General features: G+C 74.0%; 24 protein-coding genes and 2 pseudogenes. 17 read left to right on the top strand and 9 right to left on the bottom strand.

Features of this window, described 5'->3' with window-relative positions; genetic code table 11:
* Positions 1-30: 30 nt before the first annotated feature.
* Entirely contained in the window at positions 31-246 is a 216-nt protein-coding gene (locus ACZ3IG_RS06890; protein ID WP_467429699.1) for a type A2 lantipeptide, read from the bottom strand.
* A 543-nt stretch (positions 247-789) separates the two neighbouring features.
* Between ACZ3IG_RS06890 and ACZ3IG_RS06885 the strand changes: the two genes are divergently transcribed.
* The 8 genes from ACZ3IG_RS06885 to ACZ3IG_RS06850 all read left to right on the top strand — a co-directional run bounded on the left by ACZ3IG_RS06885 (position 790) and on the right by ACZ3IG_RS06850 (position 9,221).
* Entirely contained in the window at positions 790-2,067 is a 1,278-nt protein-coding gene (locus tag ACZ3IG_RS06885) for a S1 family peptidase (protein WP_467429698.1), read from the top strand.
* Between the two features lie 97 nt (positions 2,068-2,164).
* Positions 2,165-4,609, top strand: coding sequence for a SpoIIE family protein phosphatase (locus ACZ3IG_RS06880; protein WP_467429696.1), 2,445 nt, complete (start codon positions 2,165-2,167; stop codon positions 4,607-4,609).
* 67 nt (positions 4,610-4,676) lie between these two features.
* On the top strand, positions 4,677-5,096 hold the full coding sequence (locus ACZ3IG_RS06875; RefSeq protein ID WP_467429695.1) for a CBS domain-containing protein: 420 nt from the start codon (positions 4,677-4,679) through the stop codon (positions 5,094-5,096).
* A 70-nt stretch (positions 5,097-5,166) separates the two neighbouring features.
* Entirely contained in the window at positions 5,167-5,352 is a 186-nt protein-coding gene (locus ACZ3IG_RS06870; RefSeq protein ID WP_467429694.1) for a hypothetical protein, read from the top strand.
* Between the two features lie 155 nt (positions 5,353-5,507).
* Positions 5,508-6,575, top strand: coding sequence for a glucose-1-phosphate thymidylyltransferase (locus tag ACZ3IG_RS06865; RefSeq protein WP_467429693.1), 1,068 nt, complete (start codon positions 5,508-5,510; stop codon positions 6,573-6,575).
* Positions 6,572-7,552: a dTDP-glucose 4,6-dehydratase gene (gene rfbB / locus ACZ3IG_RS06860; RefSeq protein WP_467429690.1), complete on the top strand. Its 981-nt coding sequence runs from the start codon at positions 6,572-6,574 to the stop codon at positions 7,550-7,552. Before ACZ3IG_RS06865 ends, rfbB begins: the two co-directional genes overlap by 4 nt.
* Positions 7,549-8,421, top strand: a complete 873-nt coding sequence (rfbD, locus tag ACZ3IG_RS06855) for a dTDP-4-dehydrorhamnose reductase (protein ID WP_467429689.1) — start codon at positions 7,549-7,551, stop codon at positions 8,419-8,421. The genes rfbB and rfbD overlap by 4 nt, the downstream gene beginning before the upstream one ends.
* Entirely contained in the window at positions 8,418-9,221 is an 804-nt protein-coding gene (locus tag ACZ3IG_RS06850) for a class I SAM-dependent methyltransferase (RefSeq protein ID WP_467429688.1), read from the top strand. The genes rfbD and ACZ3IG_RS06850 overlap by 4 nt, the downstream gene beginning before the upstream one ends.
* Positions 9,222-9,523: 302 nt before the next feature.
* Here ACZ3IG_RS06850 and rfbC read toward each other — a convergent pair whose 3' ends face one another.
* From rfbC to ACZ3IG_RS06830, 4 genes and pseudogenes are all read right to left on the bottom strand, one after another.
* Complete coding sequence (gene rfbC, locus ACZ3IG_RS06845; protein WP_467429687.1) at positions 9,524-10,120, bottom strand: dTDP-4-dehydrorhamnose 3,5-epimerase; 597 nt, start codon at positions 10,118-10,120, stop codon at positions 9,524-9,526.
* A 3-nt stretch (positions 10,121-10,123) separates the two neighbouring features.
* Positions 10,124-12,070 (bottom strand): glycosyltransferase family 2 protein, encoded by a 1,947-nt coding sequence (locus ACZ3IG_RS06840; protein ID WP_467429686.1) that lies wholly within the window; start codon positions 12,068-12,070, stop codon positions 10,124-10,126.
* A 136-nt stretch (positions 12,071-12,206) separates the two neighbouring features.
* A pseudogene (locus tag ACZ3IG_RS06835) lies at positions 12,207-12,787 on the bottom strand (isochorismatase family protein).
* Positions 12,788-12,838: 51 nt separating this feature from the next.
* Positions 12,839-13,314 (bottom strand): annotated as a pseudogene (locus ACZ3IG_RS06830) (MarR family winged helix-turn-helix transcriptional regulator).
* A 108-nt stretch (positions 13,315-13,422) separates the two neighbouring features.
* On the opposite strand from ACZ3IG_RS06830, the gene ACZ3IG_RS06825 reads away from it, so the two are divergent.
* Positions 13,423-13,941 (top strand): metallophosphoesterase family protein, encoded by a 519-nt coding sequence (locus tag ACZ3IG_RS06825; RefSeq protein ID WP_467429684.1) that lies wholly within the window; start codon positions 13,423-13,425, stop codon positions 13,939-13,941.
* A gap of 68 nt (positions 13,942-14,009) precedes the next feature.
* Here ACZ3IG_RS06825 and ACZ3IG_RS06820 read toward each other — a convergent pair whose 3' ends face one another.
* The gene (locus ACZ3IG_RS06820) at positions 14,010-15,764 is read right to left on the bottom strand and encodes an ABC transporter ATP-binding protein (RefSeq protein WP_467429682.1); all 1,755 of its coding nucleotides are present in this window, start codon (positions 15,762-15,764) and stop codon (positions 14,010-14,012) included.
* 116 nt (positions 15,765-15,880) lie between these two features.
* Here ACZ3IG_RS06820 and ACZ3IG_RS06815 point away from each other — a divergent pair, with 116 nt between their 5' ends.
* From ACZ3IG_RS06815 to ACZ3IG_RS06795, 5 genes are all read left to right on the top strand, one after another.
* A complete protein-coding gene (locus ACZ3IG_RS06815; protein WP_467429681.1) occupies positions 15,881-16,969 on the top strand; it encodes an S-(hydroxymethyl)mycothiol dehydrogenase in 1,089 nt (362 codons plus the stop codon).
* Complete coding sequence (locus ACZ3IG_RS06810; RefSeq protein WP_467429680.1) at positions 16,969-17,598, top strand: MBL fold metallo-hydrolase; 630 nt, start codon at positions 16,969-16,971, stop codon at positions 17,596-17,598. Before ACZ3IG_RS06815 ends, ACZ3IG_RS06810 begins: the two co-directional genes overlap by 1 nt.
* Before the next feature lie 99 nt (positions 17,599-17,697).
* Positions 17,698-18,612, top strand: coding sequence for an SDR family oxidoreductase (locus ACZ3IG_RS06805; protein WP_467429677.1), 915 nt, complete (start codon positions 17,698-17,700; stop codon positions 18,610-18,612).
* Positions 18,613-18,730: 118 nt separating this feature from the next.
* On the top strand, positions 18,731-18,916 hold the full coding sequence (locus ACZ3IG_RS06800) for a hypothetical protein (protein WP_215166945.1): 186 nt from the start codon (positions 18,731-18,733) through the stop codon (positions 18,914-18,916).
* Between the two features lie 66 nt (positions 18,917-18,982).
* Positions 18,983-19,810 (top strand): EamA family transporter, encoded by an 828-nt coding sequence (locus ACZ3IG_RS06795; RefSeq protein ID WP_467429676.1) that lies wholly within the window; start codon positions 18,983-18,985, stop codon positions 19,808-19,810.
* A 7-nt stretch (positions 19,811-19,817) separates the two neighbouring features.
* On the opposite strand, the gene ACZ3IG_RS06790 is transcribed toward ACZ3IG_RS06795, so the two are convergent.
* Positions 19,818-21,122 carry a S1 family peptidase gene (locus ACZ3IG_RS06790; RefSeq protein WP_467429675.1) on the bottom strand — a complete coding sequence of 435 codons (1,305 nt, stop codon included), beginning with the start codon at positions 21,120-21,122 and terminating at the stop codon, positions 19,818-19,820.
* A gap of 84 nt (positions 21,123-21,206) precedes the next feature.
* Here ACZ3IG_RS06790 and ACZ3IG_RS06785 point away from each other — a divergent pair, with 84 nt between their 5' ends.
* Complete coding sequence (locus ACZ3IG_RS06785) at positions 21,207-22,364, top strand: MalY/PatB family protein (protein WP_467429673.1); 1,158 nt, start codon at positions 21,207-21,209, stop codon at positions 22,362-22,364.
* A gap of 52 nt (positions 22,365-22,416) precedes the next feature.
* The gene (locus ACZ3IG_RS06780; RefSeq protein ID WP_467429672.1) at positions 22,417-22,821 is read left to right on the top strand and encodes a PPOX class F420-dependent oxidoreductase; all 405 of its coding nucleotides are present in this window, start codon (positions 22,417-22,419) and stop codon (positions 22,819-22,821) included.
* Positions 22,822-22,867: 46 nt separating this feature from the next.
* Here the strand turns inward: ACZ3IG_RS06780 and ACZ3IG_RS06775 are convergent, their stop codons facing one another.
* Both ACZ3IG_RS06775 and ACZ3IG_RS06770 read right to left on the bottom strand, forming a co-directional pair.
* Complete coding sequence (locus ACZ3IG_RS06775) at positions 22,868-23,281, bottom strand: Zn-ribbon domain-containing OB-fold protein (protein WP_403534949.1); 414 nt, start codon at positions 23,279-23,281, stop codon at positions 22,868-22,870.
* A 112-nt stretch (positions 23,282-23,393) separates the two neighbouring features.
* Complete coding sequence (locus tag ACZ3IG_RS06770; RefSeq protein ID WP_467429670.1) at positions 23,394-24,170, bottom strand: TetR family transcriptional regulator; 777 nt, start codon at positions 24,168-24,170, stop codon at positions 23,394-23,396.
* 103 nt (positions 24,171-24,273) lie between these two features.
* On the opposite strand from ACZ3IG_RS06770, the gene ACZ3IG_RS06765 reads away from it, so the two are divergent.
* Entirely contained in the window at positions 24,274-24,762 is a 489-nt protein-coding gene (locus ACZ3IG_RS06765) for a flavin reductase family protein (RefSeq protein ID WP_467430529.1), read from the top strand.
* The last annotated feature ends 29 nt before the right edge of the window (positions 24,763-24,791 follow it).

Below are 24,791 nucleotides of genomic sequence, written 5' to 3'. Positions count from 1 at the left end.
GCTCCGGGACTCAGCGGCACGTGGGTGCGGTCAGAGACCGGCGACCAGGCCGGTGACCGGGGCGGTGTTCAGACCGGTGACACCCTCGACCGTGCCGACGACCGTGCCGACCACGCCGGAGACCGGGGCGATCTCGTCCACGGCACCGGTGACGGTGCCCAGGGCGTTGACGCTCAGGCCGCCGGAGACGTTGTCCAGCTCGGCGTCCGAGATCTCGACGGTCTCGACCTGGGGGGTGGAGTTCATGATGGAACTTCCCTTCGTATAGCCATTTCACAAGGGGGGAGCGGCCCCCTCTGGGGACAGACGACGGCCGCGGCCACGGGCGCCGGGCACTTGGGTCCGGAGCCCTGCGCGGCCCCCGCGGTGCGATGGATCAAAGCACGACGTCCCTCTGCGCTTCCACTCAATCACCCGTCTCACCAGGCAACTTGCGTCACAGGCGGGGGCAACCGTGCAGGCGCCCGCACGCCTTCGCGGCCACTTCTTCACACGCGGCGCAGCATCGCCCCACGGGCCCCCCTTGTCCCACCGCCGGTGAACCGGGCACTCCTCTCCAATGGCGTGCGCGGGGGCGCGTGTTTGTGCAGAACCCCCAAAGGCCGTGACCGGGGTGGGCATTCGATGTGCAGATTCCCTGAAGCGGTGGTTCCGTTCCGGGGTCACGACGGAACGTAATCGGCCGATCGCTCCTGGTGGCGGTCGGCGGATTTTGAACGGCTCGCACGGACCTCCCGTACCTCCTGCCAGCCAGGCGCCCCGAACCCCGTCCCCAGGAGGTCGAGAAGGTTGAGTCACAAGCGAATGCCGAAGCGCAAGGCCGCGCTGGCCGCGGGCGGCGTCGTCGCGCTGGGAGCCGCCGCGATCCTGCTGCCGCAGGCGGGCGCCGCGCCGAGCGGTGGGCCGGACACCGCGGCGGCGCCCCGCACCCTGAAGGCGACGGACGCCTCCGGCCTCGCCTCGCGGCTCGCCGGCACCCTCGGCGACGCCTTCGCCGGCGCGTACTACGACGCCGACGACCAGCGACTCGTCGTCAACGTCGTCACGGGCGGCGACGACGACCTGCTCGTGCGGGCGAAGAGCGCCGGCGCGGAGGTCCGCGAGGTCGACAACACCCTCGCCGAACTGGCGGCCGGGGCCCGGACCCTGACGTCCGAGGCGGCCGTCCCCGGCACCGCGTGGGCCGTCGACCCGCGCACCAACAAGATCCTGGTCACCGCCGACAGCACCGTCACCGGCGACCGGTGGGACCAGGTCGACTCCACCGTCCGGGAACTGGGCGCCGGCATGGCGACGCTCAGGAAGTCCGCCGGCACCTTCGAGACGTTCGCCTCGGGCGGCGACGCGATCTTCGGCGGCGGCGCGCGCTGCTCGCTCGGCTTCAACGTCACCGCCGCCGACGGCGCGCCCGCCTTCCTGACCGCCGGGCACTGCGGGGTCGCCGCCGAGCAGTGGTCCGACGCGCAGGACGGGGCGCCGGTCGCCACCGTGGAGGAGGCGGTCTTCCCCGGCGACGGCGACTTCGCGCTCGTCCGCTACGACGATCCGGGCACCGGGGCGCCGAGCGAGGTGAACGTCGGCGAGCAGACGGTCGCCATCGGCGAGGCCGCGGAGGCCACCGTCGGCGCGCGGGTCTTCCGGATGGGCAGCACGACCGGACTGGCCGACGGACAGGTGCTCGGCCTCGACGCCACGGTGAACTACCCGGAGGGCACCGTCACCGGGCTCGTCCAAACCGACGTGTGCGCCGAACCCGGGGACAGCGGCGGCCCGCTGTTCACCCAGGACGGCCTGGCGGTCGGCCTCACCTCCGGCGGCAGCGGCGACTGCACGGTGGGCGGCGAGACGTTCTTCCAGCCGGTGACGACCGCGTTGGAGGCGGTCGGGGCGACACTCGGTGACGGCGCGGGCGCGGGTGCGGGCGCGGGCGCGGGCGCGGGTGCCGGAGACGGCGCCGGTGACGGTATCGGAGACGGCTCCAGTGACGGCATCGGTGCCGGGGAGGAGCCCGGCGCCGGTGAGGGCGCCGCCGCCGACGAGCCCGCCGCGTCGGCCCCGACCCACTGACGTCCCGTACGCGCCGCGCCCCCCTGGCCCGTGGCGGCGTCGGCGCGGTCCGCGCACAGGGGCTGCGCGGGCCCCGTACAAGCGCTGTAATAGCGGCGTGACCAGTGAGGGTGACGTGGAGCGCGGAGCGGGAACGGCGCGGGCCGCGCGGGCCCTCGCGGCGCTCGCCTCCGCCGCCGGTCCGGGCGACCGGCCGCGCCGCACCCTGGAACTGGCCCTCGTCTTCGCCGGCGCCTCCTTCGCCGGCCTCTACACCCCCGGCGAGGACCCCGGCCTGCTGTGCCTGGCGGAGTCGGCCGGGGTGCCCCGGACGCTGTACGGGCTGCGCGACACGTACCCCGCGTCCGGCGGCTCCCCGGTCGCCGAGGCCCACCGCGGCGGGCGCCCGGTGTGGCCCGGCCCGGAGGAACCGGCCGGTCACGCCGCGGCCCGCCGGGTACCGCCGGACGGCTTCCGGCTGGCGGCGCTGCCCGTGCCCGGGAACGGCGGCTGCCTCCTCGCGGTCACCGAGCGCCCGGCCGGTTTCGGCACCGGCGAGCGCGCCCACCTGGAGCTGATCGCCGGGGCCGTCGTCCGGCCCGCCCCGCCCCCGGCCGCCCCGGGTGACGAACTGCCGCCGGACATGTTCTCCCTCGCCGTGGACACCGGCCGGGCCGAGGTCGGCGACGACATCCTGGACCTGTTCGGCCTGGACCCCCGGGAGTTCGACGGCCGGATCGAGACGCTGCTCCGGCTGACCGTGCCGGAGGACCTGCCCTCCCTGATGTCGGCGGTCGAGGCCGGCCACATGTCCCTGGGCGAGCGGGAACTGGAGTTCCGCGTGCTGCGCCCCGGCGGGGCACCGAGGTGGCTCAGACTGCGCGGACGCATGCGGCCCGGCGGTGCGGGCCGGCCCGCCCGCCTCGTCGGCACCGTCGCCGACGCCGCCACCCTCCGCTCCGACGTCACCGACGTCGCCCGCGTCCAGCGCCTGGCCGCCGCGCTGGCCACCGCGGGCACCGTCCGCGAGGTCGGCCGGGCCGTGGTCACCGCCCTGCGCGGACCGCTGCGGGCCGACCGCATCGCCCTCGCCGGACTGGAGAACGACCGCCTCGTCGTCACCGTCCTCGACCCGCCCGACCCCGAGGCGTGGCCCGGGGTGTGGCGTACCGAATGGCGCTCCGAGTGGCCCGACGCCCCGCTGCGCGCCATGCCCACCCTCGCCGCGGCCCTGCGCGACCGCCGCGCCCAGGTCTGGCCGGCCGGCACCGGCTCCCTGGAACCCGCCCTCGCCGATGTCGGCCCCGGCGGGCTCGCCGTACTGCCGCTGCCGGCCGGCGACCGCGCCGTGGGCGTCTGCCTCATCGGCTGGGACGGCCCGCACGACGTCGGCCCCGACGAACGCGCCCTGCTCACCGCCTCCGCCGGCCTCGCCGGCCAGGCCCTGAACCGAGCCCACGCCTTCGACGCCGAGCACGAACTCGTCGGCACGCTCCAGCGCCAGCTGCTGCCCCGCCGCCTGCCGAAGCTGCCCGGCGCGGTCGCCGTCGCCCGCTACCTGCCCAGCACCGCCGGCCTCGAACTGGGCGGCGACTGGTACGACGTGATCCCGCTGCCCGACCACCACGTGGCCCTCGTCATCGGCGACGTCCAGGGCCACAGCGCCGGTGCCGCCACCCTCATGGGCCAGATGCGCACCGCCCTGCGCGCCTACGCCGTCGAGGGACACCCGCCGGACGTGGTGGTCGCCCGCGCCAACCGGCTGCTGGCCGAGATGGAGACCGATCTCTTCGCCACCTGCGCCTACGTCGACCTCGACATGGAGGAGGGCGCCGCCTGGTGCGTACGGGCCGGTCATCTGCCCCCGGTGCTGCGCCACCCGGACGGCCGGACCGAGATCGCCGAGGCGGAGGGCGGCCCGCCGCTCGGCGTGGTGGCCGGGGCCGACTTCCCGATGAGCCCGCTCGGCCTGAGCCCCGGCACCCTGCTCGCCCTGACCACCGACGGCCTGGTGGAGTCGGCCGACGCCGACCTCGACCAGGGCATGGACCGGCTGGCCCGCGGGCTCGCCGCGGCCGACCCCGGCCACCTCGGCCTCGTCGCGGACGCCCTGCTCGAAGGCGCCCGCCGCAGCGACGACGTCGCCCTGCTGCTGGTCCGCTACGACGGGATGGCGCTGCGCCCGCTGCGCGAGAGCTGGACGGTGTGGCGGGTCCCCGAGGCGGTCCGGCACGCCCGCCGCTTCACCCGGCGCACCCTGCGCGCCTGGGACGTACCGGACACCGGCGTCGACGCGGTCCTGCTGGTCGTCTCCGAACTGGTCACCAACGCCCTGGTGCACACCGAAGGACCGGTCCGCCTCGACCTCACCCTGGTCGGCGGCCGGCTGCGCGTCGCGGTCGCCGACTCCTCGCCCCGCACCCCGGCCAGGCCCACCGGCGTCGGCTGGGAGGCCACCGGCGGGCGCGGCATCCTCCTCGTCGAGGCGGTCTCCGCGGCCTGGGGGACGCTGCCGGTCAGCGGCGGCAAACAGGTCTGGAGCGAACTCCCGGTCGGCCGGTGACGGCGCCCGCCATCGGGTTACCCGGCCTACGACCGCACACAGGCGCGACGAAGAAGAGGCAGCAGTCATGACCCAGTACGTCCGCGACATCATGACCGGCGACCCGGTGACCGTCGAACCGCAGACCTCGGTGACCGCGGTGGCCCGCATCATGCGCGACCAGGACCTCGGCGCAGTCCTGGTCACCGACGGCGACGACCTGCGCGGCCTGGTCACCGACCGGGACCTGGTGATCCGTACCCTCGCCGAGGGCGGTGACCCGGACCGGACCACCGTGGCCGGCGCGTGCAGTGACGACCTGGTGACCGTCCGCCCCGACGAGGAACTGGACCACGCGGTGGAGGTGATGCGCGAGCACGCTGTACGCCGCGTCCCGGTGGTCGACGAGGGACACCCCGTCGGCATCGTCTCGCTCGGCGACCTGGCCATGGAACGCGACCCGGAGTCGGCGCTGGGCGACATCAGCGTGGCCCGGCCCAACACCTGAGCGGGTTTGGCCGTCCCGGAGCCCGGGAACCCGGCCGTGGTCATGGAGAGCAGAAGGAAGTGGATGTTCCGTGGTCACGGAGACCAGTGAGAAACCCGCCGACCGGCACCCGGCCACCGGCTGGTCCGAGGCCCGCCGCCGGCGCGGCACGGGCCCGGTGCGCACCTGGGTGCCCGCCGTCGAGGACCCCGGCGCCCCGCGCGCGGCGCCGCCGGGACGGGAGCCGGAACCGCACATCGTCCGGGGCGAGGACTGACGCCCGGACCGGCCCGCGCGGCGACGACGGCCGAACGACACGACGAGGGCGCGGCGACCTGACCCGGTCGCCGCGCCCTCGTCATCACGGCTTCGCCATCACCAGGTCGATCAACTAACGTTCCGTTCACCCGGATCGACAGTAGGGTGAACCAGATGAAGGCACTGGTGCTGTCCGGCGGCGCGGGCACCCGGCTGAGGCCCATCACACACACCTCGGCCAAGCAACTCGTCCCGGTCGCCAACAAAGCTGTCCTGTTCTACGGACTGGAGTCCCTGGCCGAGGCCGGGATCACCGACGTCGGCATGATCGTCGGCGACACCGCCGCGGAGATCGAGGAAGCGGTCGGCGACGGATCGAGATTCGGCCTGCAGGTCACCTACATCCCGCAGGAACGCCCGCTGGGGCTGGCCCACGCGGTGCTGATCGCCCGCGAGTACCTGGGCGACGACGACTTCGTCATGTACCTCGGGGACAACTTCATCGTGGGCGGGATCACCGGCCTCGTCGAGGAGTTCCGCACCCACCGGCCGGACGCCCAGATCCTCCTCACCCGGGTCGCCGACCCGCGCTCCTTCGGCGTCGCCGAACTCGGCCCGGACGGCAGGGTGATCGGCCTGGAGGAGAAACCGGAGCGGCCCAAGAGCGACCTCGCCCTGGTCGGCGTGTACCTTTTCACCCCGGCCATCCATGAGGCGGTACGTGCCGTCAAGCCGTCCTGGCGCGGGGAGTTGGAGATCACCCACGCCCTCCAGCACCTCCTCGACACCCGGGCCGACGTACGCTGCACGGTCATCGAGGGCTACTGGAAGGACACCGGCAACGTCGGCGACATGCTGGAGGTCAACCGGATGGTCCTGGAAGGCATGGAGCGCCGCATCGACGGCGAGGTGGACGACGTGTCCGAGACCATCGGCCGGGTCGTGGTGGAGGAGGGGGCACGGATAGTGAACTCGCGCATCGTCGGCCCCGCCGTCATCGGCGCGGGCACCGTGGTCAGCGACTCCTACGTCGGCCCGTTCACCTCCGTCGCGGAGAACTGCCGGATCACCGACAGCGAGGTGGAGTTCTCCATCGTGCTGCGCGACTCCTCGATCCACGGGGTGGGCCGGATCGAGGCCTCGCTCATCGGCCGGCACGTGGAAGTGACACCGGCACCCAGTGTGCCCAGCGCCCACCGACTCGTCCTCGGAGACCACAGCAAGGTGCAGATCCACTCATGAACCTCCTCGTCACCGGCGCCGCCGGGTTCATCGGCTCCCGCTACGTCCGCAGACTGCTCGCCGACGACGCGCCCGACGCGCCGCACGTCACGGTGCTGGACAAGCTCACCTACGCGGGCACCCTCGACAACCTCGAACTCGACCACCCCCGGCTGGAGTTCGTCCAGGGCGACATCCGCGACGCCGAACTGGTCGGCAAGCTGGTCGCCGAGGCCGACCAGGTGGTGCACTTCGCCGCCGAGTCGCACGTCGACCGGTCCATCCTCGGCGCCGACGACTTCGTCCTCACCAACGTCGTCGGCACCCAGACCCTGCTCGACGCCGCCCTCAGGCACGGCCTGGAGACGTTCGTGCACGTCTCCACCGACGAGGTGTACGGCTCGATCGCCGAGGGGTCGGCGGCGGAGGAGTGGCCGCTGCGGCCCAGCTCCCCGTACTCCGCCTCCAAGGCCTCCTCCGACCTGATCGCCCTGGCCTACCACCACACCCACGGCCTGGACGTGCGGGTCACCCGCTGCTCCAACAACTACGGCCCGCACCAGTTCCCCGAGAAGGTCATCCCGCTGTTCGTCACCCACCTCCTCGACGGCAAGCGGGTGCCGCTCTACGGCGAGGGCCTCAACGTCCGCGACTGGCTGTACGTCGACGACCACTGCCGCGGCGTCGAACTGGTCCGCGCCCGGGGCCGGGCCGGGGAGGTCTACAACATCGGCGGCGGCACCGAGCTGACCAACAAGGAGCTGACCGGCCTGCTCCTGACCGCCTGCGGCGCCGACTGGGACCGGGTCGAGTACGTCGAGGACCGCAAGGGCCACGACCTGCGCTACTCGGTCGACTGGAGCAAGGCCCGCGACGAACTCGGCTACCGCCCCGAACACGACTTCACCACCGGCCTCGCCGAGACCGTCGCCTGGTACCGCGACAACCGCGCCTGGTGGGAGCCGCTGAAGCGGCGCGCCGCCCGGGGGCCCGCGTGAGGTGGCTGGTCACCGGCGCGGGCGGCATGCTCGGCCGGGACGTCGTCGCCGAACTCACCCGGCGCGGCGCCGACGTGACCGGGCTGGACCGCACGGCCCTGGACATCACCGAACCGGCCGCCCTGGAGCAGGCGTTCACCGAGCACCGCCCCGACCTGGTGGTCAACTGCGCCGCCTACACCGCCGTCGACGACGCCGAGACCGACGAGGCCCGCGCCCTGGAGATCAACGGCGAGGGCCCCCGTCTGCTCGCCCGGACCTGCTCCGCGTACGGCGCCCGCCTGGTCCACATCTCCACCGACTACGTCTTCGACGGCGCCGGCCGCGACGCCCCCTACCCGGAGGACCATCCCCCCGCCCCGCGCACCGCCTACGGCCGCACCAAACTGGCCGGCGAGCGGGCCGTGCTGGAGGAACTCCCCGAAGCGAGCGCCGTGCTGCGCACCGCCTGGCTCTACGGCGTCCACGGCCGCAGCTTCGTACGCACCATGATCGAGCTGGAGGGCCGCCGGGACACCGTGGACGTCGTCGACGACCAGCGCGGGCAGCCCACCTGGAGCGCGGACGTCGCCGCCCGCGCGGCCGACCTCGGCCCACTGGTCGGCCGTGGCGCGAGCGGCGTCTACCACGCCACGAGTTCCGGCGAGACGACCTGGTACGGCCTGGCCCGGGAGATCTTCTCCCTCCTCGGCGCCGACCCGGACCGGGTCCGCCCCACCGACAGCGCGGCCTTCACCCGGCCCGCGCCCCGCCCCGCGTACAGCGCCCTCGCGCACGGCCGCTGGCAGGAGACCGGCCTGCCCGCGCCCCGCGACTGGCGTTCCGCCCTGCACGAGGCTCTTCCCCGAATCCGCAAGGAGTCCAGTTGAAACGCCACGAGTTCCTGCGGGAACTGCACAAGGTCAGCGCCAACCGCAACTACCTGGAGATCGGCGTCAACGACGGCCGCAGCCTGCGCCTGTCCCGGGTCCCCAGCATCGCGATCGACCCGGCCTTCAAGGTCGTCTCGGAGCTGAAGTGCGACGTCCACCTGGTGAAGGCCACCAGTGACGACTTCTTCGCCCGGAAGAACCCCCTCGCGCACCTCAAGAGCGGCCGCCACCCGCTGCGCAACATGCGGCGCGGCCGGTCCCTGACCGGTTACTGGCGGCGGACCACGCTCGACCTGTCGTTCATCGACGGGATGCACCTGTTCGAGTACGCGCTGCGCGACTTCATCAACGTGGAGAAGCACTCGGGCTGGTCCAGCGTGATCGTCTTCGACGACATGCTGCCGCGCAGCGTGGACGAGGCGGCCCGGGACCGGCACACCGACGCCTGGACCGGTGACGTCTACAAGATCACCGAAGTGCTGGCCCGGTACCGGCCCGACCTGGTCACCGTCCTGGTGGACACCCAGCCCACCGGCCAGCTCGTGGTGTTCGGCGCCGACCCGGACAACACGGTGCTCCAGGACAAGTACGACGAGATCATGGCCGAGTACCTCGTCGAGGACCCGCAGAAGGTGCCGGAGACGCTGCTGGAGCGGTCCGCGGCGGTGCCGGCCGAGACCCTGCTCCAGGCGGGCTTCTGGAGCCGCCTGGTCAAGGCCCGCAACCTGGGCCTGGGCCGCTCCCGTGGCTGGGAGCCGCTGCGCCGCGCGGTGGAACAGGTCGGCGTCAGCCGGTAGGCGTATCGGTCACAGGAGCCGCCGGGGCCTCGGGCCCGGCGGCGGTTCTCCCGTCCGTCCCGCTCGCGCGCGGGGCGGACGGGAGAACGGCGGCGACATCGCGGCGCCCCCGACAAGGTCCGCCCGGCCGCGAACCGGCACGCGGGGCTTCGGCCCCCGCCGGGGCCGGGCGGGGCATCCGGCACGCGGCGCGGACCCGGCACGCGCGTCTTCAGCGCGCGCTCACGGCTCCCGCCACCGGCACCGCGCACAGCCGCCGTCGCCCGCCGGCCGCCCCGCCGGCGCGCGGGGCGGCGGCCCGGCTACCGGCCGCGCAGCCGCTCGTAGTACGCGGAGCAGTCCGCGAAGCTCGGCAGCAGCCCCGCCCGCTCCGCCTCCGCCAGTGTCGGCGCCGCGGCGTCCTTGCCGGACAGCACCGGCGCGACGCCCTCGGGCCAGGCGATGCCCAGCTCGGGGTCGAGCGGATGCACCCCGTGCTCCCGGCCGGGCGCGTACCCCGTCGAGCACAGGTACACCACCGTGGCGTCGTCGGTGAGCGCCATGAAGGCGTGCCCGAGCCCCTCGGCGAGGAACACCGCGTGCCGGGTCTCGTCGTCGAGCCGTACCGCCTCCCACTGCCCGAAGGCGGGGGAGCCGGTGCGGACGTCGACCACCACGTCCAGGACCGCGCCCCGCACGCAGGTGACGTACTTCGCCTGGCCGGGCGGCACTTCGGAGAAGTGCACGCCCCGCAGCACGCCCCGGCGGGAGACCGAGCAGTTGGCCTGCGCCAGCGACAGGTCGTACCCGGTGGCCTCCCGGAACTCCGCGCCGCGGTACCACTCGTGAAAACTGCCCCGGTTGTCCGGGAACACCGTGGGTTCCAGTACCCAGGCGCCCGCTATCCCCAGTGCCCGCACGTCTCACGTCCTCGCTTTCCGGGCTTCCGCGATCCGGGAAGCCGTCTTCCGTACGGCGGCGCCCAGCATCCGCCGGGCCTTGCGCCACAGTCGCTCCCCGAACCCGAGGCGGGGCGGCGGACCCACCCGCACCTCGCCGCCCACGACCCGCAAGGGCTGCGGCAGGGCGTGGAACCGGGGACGGTCGGCCTGCGGGGTGAGGCAGACCGCGGTCTTCCAGGTCCCGCCGGCCAGAACGGCGGCGGGCAGGACGGCCGTGAGCCGCGACCGCGCGGGGTCCGGGGCCGGCGACAGGGTGCCGGGCACGTCGACGGACCGGCCCGGCGCGGTGAACCGGACCAGTACCTCCGTCTCGCCCGGCACGTACAGCGGCAGCCCCGCGCCGAGCCGGTCCCCGGACACCGAGAGGTCCGCGCGCGGCACGCCGAGCCGCCTGGCGGAGGCGCCGAGGTCCAGGGAGAGGTTGCGGTGCGGATCGGTCCAGTACGGCAGTACGGCGCGGGCGGCGACGACCCCGGCGGGCGGGGCGAGCCGTCCCCCGGGCCGGGGGACGGGACCCAGCCGGCACTCCTTGGTCCAGCCGCCCAGTTTGACCCGGACCAGGGCGTCCCAGATCCCGGTGCCGGGCAGCGTGCCCGGGTCCACGGTGGCCGTCGCCCGCAGGGTGAGCCGGACCCGGCCGTCGTCCCCGGCGGGATGCGGCTCGCGGGTGAACCGCACCGGCTGGAAGTGCTGGGCGGCGCTGGAGCGTTCGCGCAGCAGCAGGTCGGCGGTGGCGGCCTCGTAACGGACCGCGGTCTGCTCCTCGACCCACGCGATCGCCTCGGCGACGTCCTTCGGCGCACCGTCCAGGGGCGTGCTCACGGCCTCGGCGGGGAAGGTCATCGGCTGTCCGGCGCACGTGTACTCGGTCCGGAAACCGATCTCCAGCGCGCCGTCCCGCCAGGTCACCGTCTCGGGCGCGGAGCTGAGCGCGACGGACGCCTCCCACTCGGCGAACGCCACCAGGTCGTCGAACCGGTCGGCGGCGGTCAGCGCCGCGACGACCCGCTGGGTCGGCTGGAGCCCGGCCGCCACCCCGGGGCCGAAGCGCTCGACGACGACCTTGTGGATCTCCGTGAACAGCTGCCGGCGGTAGTCCTCGGGGGCGGCCAGCAGCCGCTTGCCGCGCAGCCGTTCGACCATCTCGTTGCGCAGCCAGCGCCGGAACAGCCGGTCCCGCAGGGCCCCGGGCTCGGTGTACTTCTCGACGATGTCGAGGGCCTCGCGGAGGTTGCCGAAGTAGCCGACCGGGTCGAAGCGCTGGAAGCCCGCGTTGGCGGCGTCGTCCCGCTTGACGTGGTAGTAGCAGACGTAGTCGCTGAGGACGGAGACGTTCTCGGCGCGCAGGTACGCCTCCGTCACGAAGACGTGGTCCTCCAGGCGCCGCCGGCCTTCCGGGAACCTCAGCCCGGTCCGGTCCAGGAACTCCCGGCGCACCATCTTGTGCGGGGTGAGGCTGTCGATCAGCGGCGCGTTGGCCAGGGTGGCCCGGGGGTGGTTGCGGCGGAACAGCTCCACCGGCACCGGGCGGCCCTTGCCGGCCATCTTGCCGACGACGACGTCGGCACCGTGGGCGACGCCGTAGCCGTACATCCGCTCCAGGGCCTCGTCGCCCAGGTAGTCGTCGTTGTCGACGAACATGACGTACTCGCCCCGGGCGGCGTCGATGCCGACGTTGCGGGGCTTGCCCGACCAGCCGGAGTTCTCCTGGTGGATCACGCGCATCCGGGGGTCCTCGGCGGCGAGCGCGTCGAGCCGGGCCGGGGTGGCGTCGGTGGAGCCGTCGTCGACGAAGATCACTTCGTACGCTTCCGGAGGCAGCGACTGCCGCTGCAACGAGGCGATGCAGTCCTCGATGTATGTCCCCGGGTTGTAGACGGGAACGATGACGCTGACCTTGACCGGCATCAGGTTGGAGCCCCCTGGGTCTCTTGCCGTTCACGTGCTGGTGTGGCGAAGGTGGCCCGATGCTAACGCGGTCCGCTGCGGCCGCCGCCTCCGGCCCATGGAAGAGACCGCGTGGTGGGGCGACTTGGGCCGTGCGTCAGCCGTGCGCCCTGTCCAGCGGGGCGAGGACGTCGGCCGTCGTGCCCGTCTCGCCGAGCCTCGGGAAGATCCGCTCCACGCTGTTGCGGTGCGTCCGCTCGTCCATGTCGCTCATCGCGTCGGTGACCAGGGTGACGTGGCAGCCGTGCTCGTGCGCGGCGCGGGCGGTGGACTCCACGCCGATGCGGGTGGCGATGCCGGTCAGCACGATCTGGGTGACGCCCCGGCGGCGCAGCCGCACATCGAGGCCGGTGCCGTGGAAGGCGCCCCGTTGTGCTGGGTGACGGTGATGTCGCCGGGGTGTCCGGCCAGTTCCCCGGCGATGACGTCCCGGCCCTCGGGCCGCGCGGCCCCGGAGCCGGCCTCGGTGCGGCCCGGCACGGCGTCCGCCCCGTCGGCCGCGAAGGAGACCCGGACCAGCACCACGGGCGGCTCCCGGGCCCGGAACGCCTCGGCCGGTTCGACGCTCCGGGCGAGGACTCCGGCGCCGCTGTGCGGGACGACGGGCGCGGCGAGGATGCCGGCCTGGAAGCCGATGACGACGAGGGCGGTACGGGGGTCGAGGGCGGTGAGAGCCACATGGGGGGCGGGGGCCTTTCGGTGATGCGGTGTACGGAGGTCGGGCACCGGTCACGGCCGGGTGAGCCGCTCCAGTGCGGCGAGCGCGGCGAGAACGGTCTGCCGTTCCTCCTCGCTGCACCGGTCCTGGACGGCGTGGGCCAGCCACTCGCCCCGTGCCTCCCGGTCGCCCTCGGCGCGGGCCCGGCCCGCGCCGGTGAGGGTGACCAGCTGCCGGCGGCCGTCGTCGGGGTCGGAGGTACGGCGGATCAGTCCGTGCCGGGCCAGTGCGGCGAGCGTCGCCCCATGTGGACTGCGGACGGCCCCCCGGCGGAGGCGAGCGCGCCGGCGGTGGCGGCACCGTGCTTGCCGACCAGGGTGAGGGCCGACACCTGTGACGGGGCGAGGTCCTCGTCCCGGGCCACCTCCCGGATCCGGCGGCGCAGCCGGCTGAACACCACGCGCAGGTCGTGCGCGGCACGGGCGGCGGAGTCGCAGACGCCCTCGGCGGGCTCGGCGGCTTGCCTGTTCGTGTTCCCGGCGTCCATGCTCCCGACCCCAAGATCGACAGCCCAGGCTGTCCAGTCAGGGCTGCCCAGTTTCACCTGTTCATGTCCGTGCGGTCCGTCCGGCCGACGGGGATCTACGCTGGCCCGGTGCGCCTGCTGATCATGTCCGACACCCATCTGCCGAAGCGCGCCCGGGAGCTGCCCGCCCCGCTGCTGGCCGAACTGCCGCGCGCAGACGTCGTGTTCCACGCGGGGGACTGGGTCGACACGGCCACCCTCGACCTCCTGGCGGACCGCTCCCGCCGGCTCGTGGCCGTGTACGGCAACAACGACGGGCCCGAGCTGCGCGCCCGGCTGCCGGAGGTGGCCCGCGCCGACCTCGGCGGCCTGCGCTTCGGCGTCGTCCACGAGACCGGCCCCGCGAAGGGGCGGGAGGCGCGTTGCGCGGCCCGCTTCCCCGACCTGGACGTGCTGGTGTTCGGCCACAGCCACATCCCGTGGGACACCATCGCCGACACCGGCCTGCGGCTGCTCAACCCGGGCTCCCCGACCGACCGCCGCCGCCAGCCGTACTGCACGTACCTGACCGCGGCGGTCACCGGCGGCCGGCTCGACGCCGTCGAACTCCACCGGCTGCCGCCGCGCACGCCGTCGCGCCGGCGCTGAGGCCCCCGGCGTCCCGCGCATCCTCGACGGCGCTCGCGCGGTCGGCCACCCGGATGCGTGGCTCCCGGTCAGCCGCCGGCGGTCAGGAACTGGGTCGCCGCCAGCTCCGCGTACAGCGGGTCGGCGCCCACCAGCTCCCGGTGGGTGCCGACCGCCCGGACCCGGCCCGCGTCCATCACCACGATCCGGTCGGCCATCGTCACCGTGGACAGCCGGTGGGCGACGACCAGCACCGTCGTCGTGCGGGCCACGTCGGCGACGGTGTCGCGCAGCGCCGCCTCGTTCACCGCGTCCAGCTGCGAGGTGGCCTCGTCGAGCAGCAGCAGCCGGGGGCGGCGCAGCAGGGCCCGGGCGATCGCGACGCGCTGGCGCTCACCGCCGGACAGCTTGGTGCCCCGGTGCCCGACCAGCGTGTCGAGACCGTCGGGCAGCCGGGCGACCAGCCCGTCCAGGCGGGTCGTCTTCACCACCCGGGCGACCTCGTCGTCGTCCACCTCGGGGTTGCCCAGCAGCAGGTTGTCCCGCAGGGAACCCGAGAGCACGGGCGCGTCCTGCTCGACGTACCCGATCGCGGCGCGCAGCGCCGGCAGCTCCCAGTCGGCCAGGTCCCGGCCGTCCACGGTGATCGTGCCGGACTCGGGGTCGTAGAACCGCTCGATCAGGGAGAAGACGGTGGTCTTGCCCGCGCCGGACGGGCCGACGAACGCCGTCATGCCCCGCGCGGGCACGGAGAACGTCACATCGTGGTGGACGGGGGGCAGGTCGTCGGCGTAGCGGAAGCGGACGTCGTGGAAGGCGACGGCGGCCGGCCGGGTGCCGGGGGAGGGCAGCGGGGCGGCACGCGCCGGCGGCTCGGCGGGCAGGCGCAGCGCCTCCTGGATGCGGAGCACGGCCGCCGCGCCCGTCTGGTACTGCGTGACCGCGCCGATGATCTGCTGGAGCGGGGGGATCAGGAAGAAGACGTACAGCAGGAACGCGACCAGGGTGCCGATGTCGACCGCGCCGGTGGCCACCCGCGCGCCGCCCACCGCCAGCACCGTGATGAAGGCGATCTGGATGGCGAGCCCGACCGTGTTGCCCGCCGCTGCCGACCACTTGGCGGCACGCACGCTCTGCCGCCAGGACTCCTCGGCCGCCTCGTGCAGGGCGCGCTCCTCGCGGTGCTCGGCGCCCGACGCCTTGATCGTGCGCAGGGCACCGAGGACCCGCTCCAGCGCGGCGCCCATCAGACCCACCGCCTGCTGGGCCTGTTTGCTCGCCCGGTTGATGTGCGGCGCGATCAGCGCGATCACCACGCCCGCGCCCGCGATCACCGCCAGGGTCACGCCGAGCAGCATGGCGTCCACCAGCCCCATCATCACGATCGTCGCGACAAGGGTGAGCCCGCCGGTGGCGAGACCCACCAGGGACTCGGAGGCGACCGCGCGCAGCAGGGTCGTGTCCGAGGTGATCCGGGCCATCAGGTCGCCCGGCTCGGTGCGGTCCACGGCCGTGATCCGCAGCCGCAGCAGGTACGAGGACAGGGCGCGCCGCGCGCCGAGCACCACCGACTCGGCGGTGCGCCGCAGCACGTACGAACCCAGCGCGCCCACCGCCGCGTTGACGATCACCAGGGCCGACATCGCTAACAGCGCGCCGGCGATGGCCCGCTCGTGCGACAGGTCGTTCATCAGCCCGCGGGCGGCCAGCGGGAGCAGCAGCCCGGTGGCCCCGGTGAGCAGCGACAGCACGGCGCCACCCAACAAGGCCCATCGGTGCGGCCGTATGTACTCCAGGAGCAGCCGCCAGGGAGGCGGGCCGGTCTCTTCGGTGATGACGTTCACGGTGCTCCTTCGGCGGGTCGGCACGACGACTCAGGTTACGTCGGCGGTCCGCGCCGTCCGCTTGCGGCTAGGGTCGGCAGGGATACCACCGTGGCCGAGAACAAGGAGCCAGCACCATGGCGCAGGAAGTACGCGGCGTGATCGCACCGGGCAAGGACGAGCCCGTGCGGATCGAGACGATCGTCGTGCCCGATCCCGGCCCCGGCGAGGCCGTGGTCCAGATCCAGGCCTGCGGCGTGTGCCACACCGACCTGCACTACAAGCAGGGCGGCATCAGCGACGACTACCCCTTCCTGCTCGGCCACGAGGCCGCGGGCGTCGTCGAGTCGGTCGGCGCGGGCGTCACCGACGTCGCCCCCGGTGACTTCGTGATCCTCAACTGGCGTGCCGTGTGCGGCACGTGCCGGGCCTGTCTGCGCGGCCGGCCCTGGTACTGCTTCGACACCCACAACGCCGAGCAGAAGATGACCCTCGCCTCCACCGGCCAGGAACTCTCCCCGGCGCTCGGCATCGGCGCCTTCGCCGAGAAGACGCTGGTCGCCGCCGGACAGTGCACCAAGGTCGACCCGGCCGTCGCCCCCGAGGTCGCCGGGCTGCTCGGCTGCGGCGTGATGGCCGGCATCGGCGCCGCGATCAACACCGGGAACGTGGGCCGCGGCGACACCGTCGCCGTCATCGGCTGCGGCGGCGTCGGGGACGCGGCGATCGCCGGTTCGTACCTGGCAGGCGCCGCCAAGGTGATCGCCGTGGACATCGACGACCGCAAGCTGGAGACCGCCCGCACCATGGGCGCCACCCACACTGTCAACTCCCGCGCCACCGACCCCGTCGAGGCGATCCGCGAGCTGACCGGCGGCTTCGGCGCCGACGTCGTGATCGAGGCGGTCGGCCGCCCGGAGACGTACCAGCAGGCGTTCTACGCCCGTGACCTGGCCGGCACGGTCGTCCTGGTCGGCGTCCCGACCCCTGAGATGAAACTCGAACTGCCGCTCCTGGACGTCTTCGGCCGCGGCGGCGCCCTCAAGTCGTCCTGGTACGGCGACTGCCTGCCCTCGCGCGACTTCCCCATGCTGATCGACCTGCACCTCCAGGGCCGCCTGGACCTGGCCAAGTTCGTCACCGAGACGATCCGGCTCGACGAGGTGGAGCAGGCGTTCGAGCGGATGCACGCCGGTGACGTGCTGCGTTCGGTGGTGGTCCTCTGATGTCCGCCCGCATCGAACGCGTCGTCACCTCCGGGCAGTTCAGCCTGGACGGCGGCACCTGGGACGTCGACAACAACGTCTGGCTCGTCGGTGACGACCACGAGGTCGTCGTCATCGACGCCGCGCACGACGCCGACGCGATCCTGGACGCCGTCGGGGACCGCCGGCTGACCGCCGTCGTGTGCACCCACGCCCACAACGACCACGTGGGCGCCGCCCCCGCGCTCGCCGAGCGCACCGGGGCGGTGATCTGGCTGCACCGCGACGACCTCCCCCTGTGGCGGCAGACCCACCCCGACCGCGACCCCGACGCCTGGCTGGCCGACGGTCAGGTGATCGAAGCGGCCGGCACCGACCTGACCGTGCTGCACACGCCGGGGCACGCGCCCGGCGCCGTGTGCCTGTACGACCCCGGGCTCGGCGCCGTCTTCACCGGCGACACCCTCTTCCAGGGCGGTCCCGGCGCCACCGGCCGCTCCTTCTCGCACTTCCCGACGATCATCGACTCGATCCGCGACCGGCTGCTGACGCTGCCGCCCGGGACGAAGGTCCTCACCGGCCACGGCGACCCCACCACCATCGGCGCGGAAGCCCCCCACCTGGACGACTGGATCAAGCGCGGGCACTGAGGAGGAACCCGCCCGCAAAGGCGACAGAAGGTGTCCGGCTTTCCGGGAATCCTCGACCAGGAACACACGAGGACTCCTCCATCCAACGGAAGGCCGGACATGTCACAGCCGCTCACGGGCAAGGTCGCACTCGTCGCCGGGGCGACCCGGGGCGCCGGACGGGGCATCGCCGTCGAACTCGGCGCGGCCGGCGCCACCGTCTACGTCACCGGGCGCAGCACCCGCGCCCGGCGCTCCGAGTACGACCGTCCCGAGACCATCGAGGACACCGCCGACCTGGTCACCGAGGCCGGCGGCCGGGGCGTCGCCGTACCCGTCGACCACCTGGAACCGGACCAGGTCGAGGCACTCGTCGACCGGATCGACCGCGAACAGGGCCGCCTGGACGTCCTGGTCAACGACATCTGGGGCGGCGAGAACCTCTTCGAGTGGGAGGCCCCGGTCTGGGAGCACGACCTGGAACGCGGCCTGCGGCTGCTGCGGCTCGCGGTCGAGACCCACGCCGTCACCAGCCACCACGCCCTGCCCCTGCTGCTGCGCCGCCCCGGCGGCCTGGTCGTCGAGGTCACCGACGGCACCGCCGACTACAACCGCGACCACTACCGGGTCTCCTTCTTCTACGACCTCGCCAAGACGTCCGTGCTGCGCATGGCCTTCGCCCTGGGCCATGAACTCGGCCCCCGCGGCGCCACCGCCGTGGCGCTCACCCCGGGCTGGCTCCGTTCGGAGATCATGCTCGACCACTACGGCGTACGGGAGGAGAACTGGCGCGACGCCCTGACGGCCACGCCCCACTTCGCCATCTCGGAGACACCCCGCTACGCCGGCCGCGCCGTCGCCGCGCTCGCCGCCGATCCGGACGTGGCACGCCACAACGGCCGCTCCCTGTCCAGCGGCGGCCTGGCCCGGGAGTACGGCTTCACCGACCTCGACGGCAGCCGCCCCGACGCCTGGCGCTATCTCGTCGAGGTCCAGGACCCGGGCAAGCCGGCGGACGTCACCGGGTACCGCTGACGTCCGCCGAACCGCGGGAAGTCCCGCGCACGCCGGGGCATATGACGTGACCAGAGACACGGTCCGGTATGTCCGTTTGGCTCGCGATTACTCACGGTGCCTTCACGTCGCGAGCCGTATGCTTCACACCATGTCCACCACTGTTGATCCTTCCTCCGAGCGATCGGCTGCCGAGGTCAACGAGGAGATCCGGGCCCTGTGGCACCGGTCGGGCGGAACCCTGAGCGGCGAGCAGCGCGAGGAGTACCAGCGACTCGTCCTGGAGTGGGCCGCCGCGGTTCCGCATCCGGTGAAGGCGGCCTGACCGCCGGTCTCCCGGCCACCCTCGGCAGCGGCGCATCGCGGCTTCCGTCCGGGGCACCCCCACCGGATGGGAGCCCTCCTCGCACTGACCTCGGCCGTCTGCTACGGACTCGTGGACTTCGCGGGCGGCATGCTCTCCCGCCGGGTCCACCACCTCACCGTCTCCCTCCTCGGCCAGCTCGGCGGGCTGCTGCTCGCCTGTGCCGCGGCGTCGCTCTTCGCCGCACCGGAGGCGCGCCACGCCGACCTGCTGTGGGGCGCGCTGTCCGGCGTCGGCAGCGGCGTCGCCATGCTCTTCCTCAACCGGGGGCTGAGCCGCGGCGCGATGAGCGTCGTCGTGCCGGTGAGCGCCGTCACCGGCGTCGCGCTGTCCGTACTGTGCGGGGTGCTCGTCCTCGGCGACCGGCCCGGCGCCGTCGCCTGGGCGGGCATCGCCGTCACGGTACCCGCGCTCTGGCTGGTCTGCGGCCAAGGGGGCACCGGCCGCGGCCCCGCCGTGACGGACGGGCTGCTGGCCAGTGCCGGGGTGGCCGTGCAGTACCTCGCCCTGGGTCAGGCCGGTCCCGGCAGCGGGCTGTGGCCGGTGGCCGCCGGCCGCGCCGCCGCCGTCCTCCTGCTCCTGCCGGCCGCCGCCCGCCACCCGCGACGCCCGCGGACCCCGCCGCACCGGGCCGCCCAGGCGCTGTTGACCGGCGCCGGTGCCGCCCTCGCCCTGATCCTCTACCTGCTCGCCGCCCAGCGGCAGCTCCTGGCCGTCACCGTCGTCCTCGCCTCGCTCTACCCGGCCCTCCCGGTCCTCCTCGGCATCGTCCTGCTGCACGAGCGGCTCACCCCGCGCCAGGCGGCCGGACTGCTGGGAGCCGCGGCGGCCACCGTGCTGCTCACCCTGGGCTGAGCCGGGCTCAGCCCCAGGTCGCCGAGTAGTGCCGCCGGTACGCCTTGCGGTCGTGCTCCGTACGGATCCAGCGGGCCGCGACCCACATGAGCAGGCTCCCGGCGACGACCAGCAGACCGGGGCCGACGTTCTGCCGGTCGGTGAGGCGGGCCGGCAGCGTCGAGGCATCGGTACCCGGCACCGGCGCGGCGGCGCCCGGAACCGGCGCCGACGGCACGGCGGAGACCCCCTGCCCCGACCCGGCCGGCCCGGCGGTGAGCAGCCGCACACCGAGTGACCGGAGCGCCTCCGACACCGGCTGGAAGAACGTCGTACCGCCCGACGCGCAGTCCCCGTTCCCGCCGGAGGTGATGCCGAGCGCGACCCCTTGCGAGAACAGCGGGCCGCCGCTGTCCCCGGACTCCGCGCACACGTCCGTCTCGATCAGGCCGGTGACCGTGCCCTCCGGATAGTTCACCGTCGCGTCCACCGCCGTCACCCGGCCGTCCCGCAGCCCGCTCGTACTGCCGCTGCGGAACACCCGCTGCCCCACGGCCGCCTCCCCGGTGCCGGTGATCCGCACGCCCTTGCCGTCGCCCACCGCCACCACCTCGGCGCCGTCGCCCGCGTCCCCGTCCGCGTACCGCACCAGCGAGAAGTCGTCACCGGGAAAGCTCCCGGCGACCGTCGCCCCGACCTCGCGGCCGTCGGCGAACCACACCGATCCCGTCGGGCCGCAGTGCCCCGCGGTCAGGACGAAGTCGTCGTTCCCGTCCGTCACGTTGAACCCGGCCGAACAGCGCCCCGCCGTGGACAGGATGGGCTGCGCCCCGCTCACCCGCGGGGTGAAGGCGCCCTCGGTGCGCTCCGTGCGGACGAAGCCGCCGATGTCCGCGGCGGCGTCCGTCAGCGTCGACCAGTCCTCGGACGAGACGGTGCTGTCACCCCGTACCACCACCTCGTTCGACCGGTAGTCCACGGTCCACGCGGTCCCGGCCACCCGGGGCAGTGAACGCAGCGTCGCCGTCGCCGACTTCAGCTCGCGCATGCTGTGCGCCACCAGCTTGGCCGTGGCGCCCGCGCGCCGGACCTCGGCCGCCGTCCCCGCGTCGGTGACCGCGACCACCGGCCTCCCGTCGGCCCCGATCCAGTGTCCCGCCGTACGGGAGGCCCCGAGCCGCGAGACGAGTCCGGCGGCCGTCACCTCCTCGGCTCGTGGGGCGGCGGGTTCGTCCGCGACGGCCGTGGTCACCATCGCGCCCCCGAGGAGCAGTCCGCCGACGGCCGCCAGCCGCACCGCCCGCCGGACGATGCGTCGTCGTACATGGCTCATACGTGCTCTCCCGTGGCCGGACCGGCGCCGTCGCCCCTCCATACGTCCCTGCGGCCGGTGGCGTTCAGCCCTATCTTGTGGGCCATGACCGGTGAACCGAACCCCCTGCGCGCGCTCACCCTCGACCACCTGAGGCGACGTACGAGCATGAAGTGGCGTACCTACCCCGAGGACGTACTGCCGCTGTGGGTGGCCGAGATGGACGTGCCGCTCGCCGCGCCGGTGGTACGCGCCGTCGCCGAGGCGATGGAACTCGGCGACACCGGCTACCCCGCCGGCACCGCCTACGCCGAGGCACTGGCCCGCTTCGCGGGCGAGCGGTGGAAGTGGGACGGGCTCGCCGTGACACGGACCGCCATCGTGCCCGACGTCATGCTGGGCGCCGTCGAACTGCTCAAACTGGTCACCGGGCCGGGCGACCCGGTGATCGTCAACTCGCCCGTCTACCCGCCGTTCTACCAGTTCGTCACCCATCTGGACCGCCGGGTGACCGAGGCCCCGCTCGGCCCGGACCTGCGGCTGGACCTCGCCGGGCTGCGGGACGTCTTCCGGCGGTGCGTCGCGGCCGGCGGACGGGCCGCCTACCTGCTGTGCAACCCCCACAACCCCACCGGCACCGTGCACACCGCCGAGGAACTGACCGCCGTGGCGGCGCTCGCCGAGCGGTACGGCGTCCGGGTCGTCGCCGACGAGATCCACGCCCCGGTGGTCTCCCCGCACGCGCGGTTCGTGCCGTACCTGAGTGTGCCCGGCGCCGAACGCGGACTGTCGCTGATGTCGGCGTCCAAGGGCTGGAACCTGGCGGGACTCAAGGCCGCCCTCGCCGTGGCCGGCCCCGGGGCGGCGGACGACCTGGCCCGGATGCCGGAAGAGGTCGGGCACGGCGCGAGCCACGTCGGGGTGCTCGCCCACACCGCCGCCCTGCGCGACGGCACCGCCTGGCTGGACGCGCTGCTCACCGGACTCGACGACAACCGGCGGCTGCTGACGGACCTGCTGGCCGAGCGGCTGCCCGGCGTCGTGCACCGCGCGGGAGAGGCCACCTTCCTCGCCTGGCTGGACTGCCGCGCCCTCGGCCTCGGCGACGACCCGGCCGAGGTGTTCCTGCGGCGCGGCCGGGTGGCCGTCAACTCCGGCCTCCCGTTTGGCACCGGCGGCGCCGGACACGTACGGCTCAACCTGGCGACGTCACCGGAGGTGCTCGACGAGGCCGTGCGGCGGATGGCGTCCGCCCTCGCCTGAACGGCGAGGGCACCCTCGTGGCCGACGGCGAAGCGGCCTAGACTGCCCGGACATGGACGAGGCGTCGCTGGCCCGGCTCGGCGCGGGCCGCTACCTGCTGCTCACCAGCTACCGGAAGAACGGCACCCCGGTCGCCACCCCGGTGTGGGTGGTGCGCGACGGGGACGCGCTCGGCGTCTGGACGGCCGCGGACTCGTGGAAGGTCAAGCGGGTCCGCCACCGCCCCGAGGTCCTGGTCGGCCCCTGCGACGCGCGCGGCAACCCGACCGGTGACCTGACCCCCGCCACCGCGCGGATCTGCGACGCGGCGGCCACCGCCCGCTACCGGAAGCTGATCGCCCGCAAGTACGGGCTCCCCGGCCGGCTCGTCCTCCTCGGCAGCAGGCTGCGCCGGGGCCTCGACGGCACCGTGGGCATCCGGGTCACCCTCACGCCCGGGGCCGGGACCGGTACGTGACGGGCCGTCGGCTCCGGGGCTTCCGGCAGGGCTTGTCGGCGAGCCGTCAGGTCCAGGCCCGGTAGGGCTCGTCGACGAGCTGGAAGACCGGTTCGCCGCGCACCGGGTCCTTGGCCGTGGACAGCCGCACCCGGTCCCCGCTGTGGATGCCGAGGGGCGGGCCCATGACCCGGCCGCGCAGCACGAAGCCCTCCGCCATCTCGATCAGCGACACATTGCGCGTCGCGGGGGTGTTGCGGTGCACCACCGTGGAGTGGCGCACCGTCCCGGTGCCCTCGCTGCGCTCCGTGCGCAGATCGCTGCCCCGGCACACCGGACACAGCACCCGGTGGTACATGGCGGTCCCGCACCAGGTGCAGCGCTGGAAGACAAGGGCGTCGGTGACCGGGGCGGAGGCTTCGAGCACTCCTGCCGGGGCGCCGGCGGTCTGCTGGGCGACGCTTCCTGAGTGGTGGTACACGCTGGTCAACTCCCTGCGCTCGGCCGGAAAGCCGTGTGCGCGGTCCCTCGGGCACACGGGTGCGCGGTCCGCTGGTGCCACCGTGCACGACAGCAGAGTATGGCACTCAGTGTCAGCCGTAAAGGCACTCCGTATCATCCGAGGAGCCGGCCCGCGGGCCGCGCGGGCCGCGCGTGGACTCCAGCTCCTGGACCACCCGCCACAGGGGCGCGTCCCGCCGGGCCACGACGACCACCACGTCCTCGGGCCCCTCGGCGACGGCGGTCGGCACGGGCGCCGCCGTCGGCGGGCCGTCACCGAACGCCGACTGCACGTACCCCAGCGCGTGGTCCACCGGGCCGGCCGCGTCGCCCGCGCCGTCCGAACGCAGCCAGGCGCGCAGCGCGTTGTTGTGCGCCGCGACCACCGCGGCGGCGATCACATCGGCCCGCAGCGTCCCGTCCGGACGGTCGGCGAACCGGCCGCGCAGATAAGCGGCGAGGGCACGCTCGTAACGCCACACCACGGACAGCTCGTACGCGCGCAGCCCGGGAACCCGTTTGGTCAGCCGGTAGCGCTGCACCGAGAAGGACGGGTTCTCGGCGTACATGCGCGACGCCAGCCGGGCGGCGTCGCAGACCCGGCGCACCGGTTCGGCGTCGGCGGGGGAGGCGGCGAGGAAGGCGGTCAGGTCGGCCAGGCACCGCTCGTGGTCCGGGAAGACCACGTCCTCCTTGGAAGGGAAGTAGCGGAAGAACGACCGCCGTCCGACCCCGGCCAGCGCCACGATGTCGTCGACGGTGGTCTGTTCGTAGCCCCGTTCCAGGAACAGCCGGAAGGCCGCCGCGACCAGGGCCTCGCGCATCGGCGGCCGGCCGTCGCGGCGCGGTGCCGCACTGCTGGCGTTCATGGACGCCGAACGTAGCATCTGACCGGCCCGATGGCACTCGGTGCAGGGCTGGACGGTACTGAGTGCTGGATTCAGCGGGCCCGCGGCGGGAAGCGGTGTGAACATGGTGGACATGGACGCGTTCCTCGGGCGGCTCGACCCCGACATGTGCCTGGTGACGGCCGCGGCGGGCGGCGAGCGGGCCGGCTGCCTGGTCGGCTTCGCCTCGCAGTGCTCGCTGCGTCCCGTGCGGTTCGCGGTGTGGCTGTCCCAGCTCAACCGGACCTACGAGGTCGCCCGCTCGGCGGAGTTCCTCGCGGTCCATCTGCTCGCCCGCGACCAGCGCGCCCTGGCGGAGCTGTTCGGCGGCCGGACCGGTCACCGGACGGACAAGTTCCAGGGTGTCCGGTGGTGTACCGGGTACGGCGGAGCCGTGGTCCTGGAGGACGTCGAGGCGTGGTTCGTCGGGCGGATCGCGCACCGGGCCGACGGGGGCGACCACGTCGGGTTCGTCCTCGATCCGGTCGAGTGCGGCGGGCGCGCGGACGGGGACCGGCCGCTGCTGCGGCAGCGGGACGCGGGAGCGATCCGTCCCGGCCACCCGGTGGACTGACCACCCGCCGTCCCCGCTTCCCCGAGCCG

Source organism: Streptomyces sp. NPDC016677 (assembly GCF_055562815.1).
This window is presented reverse-complemented; position numbering and strand designations above follow the sequence as displayed.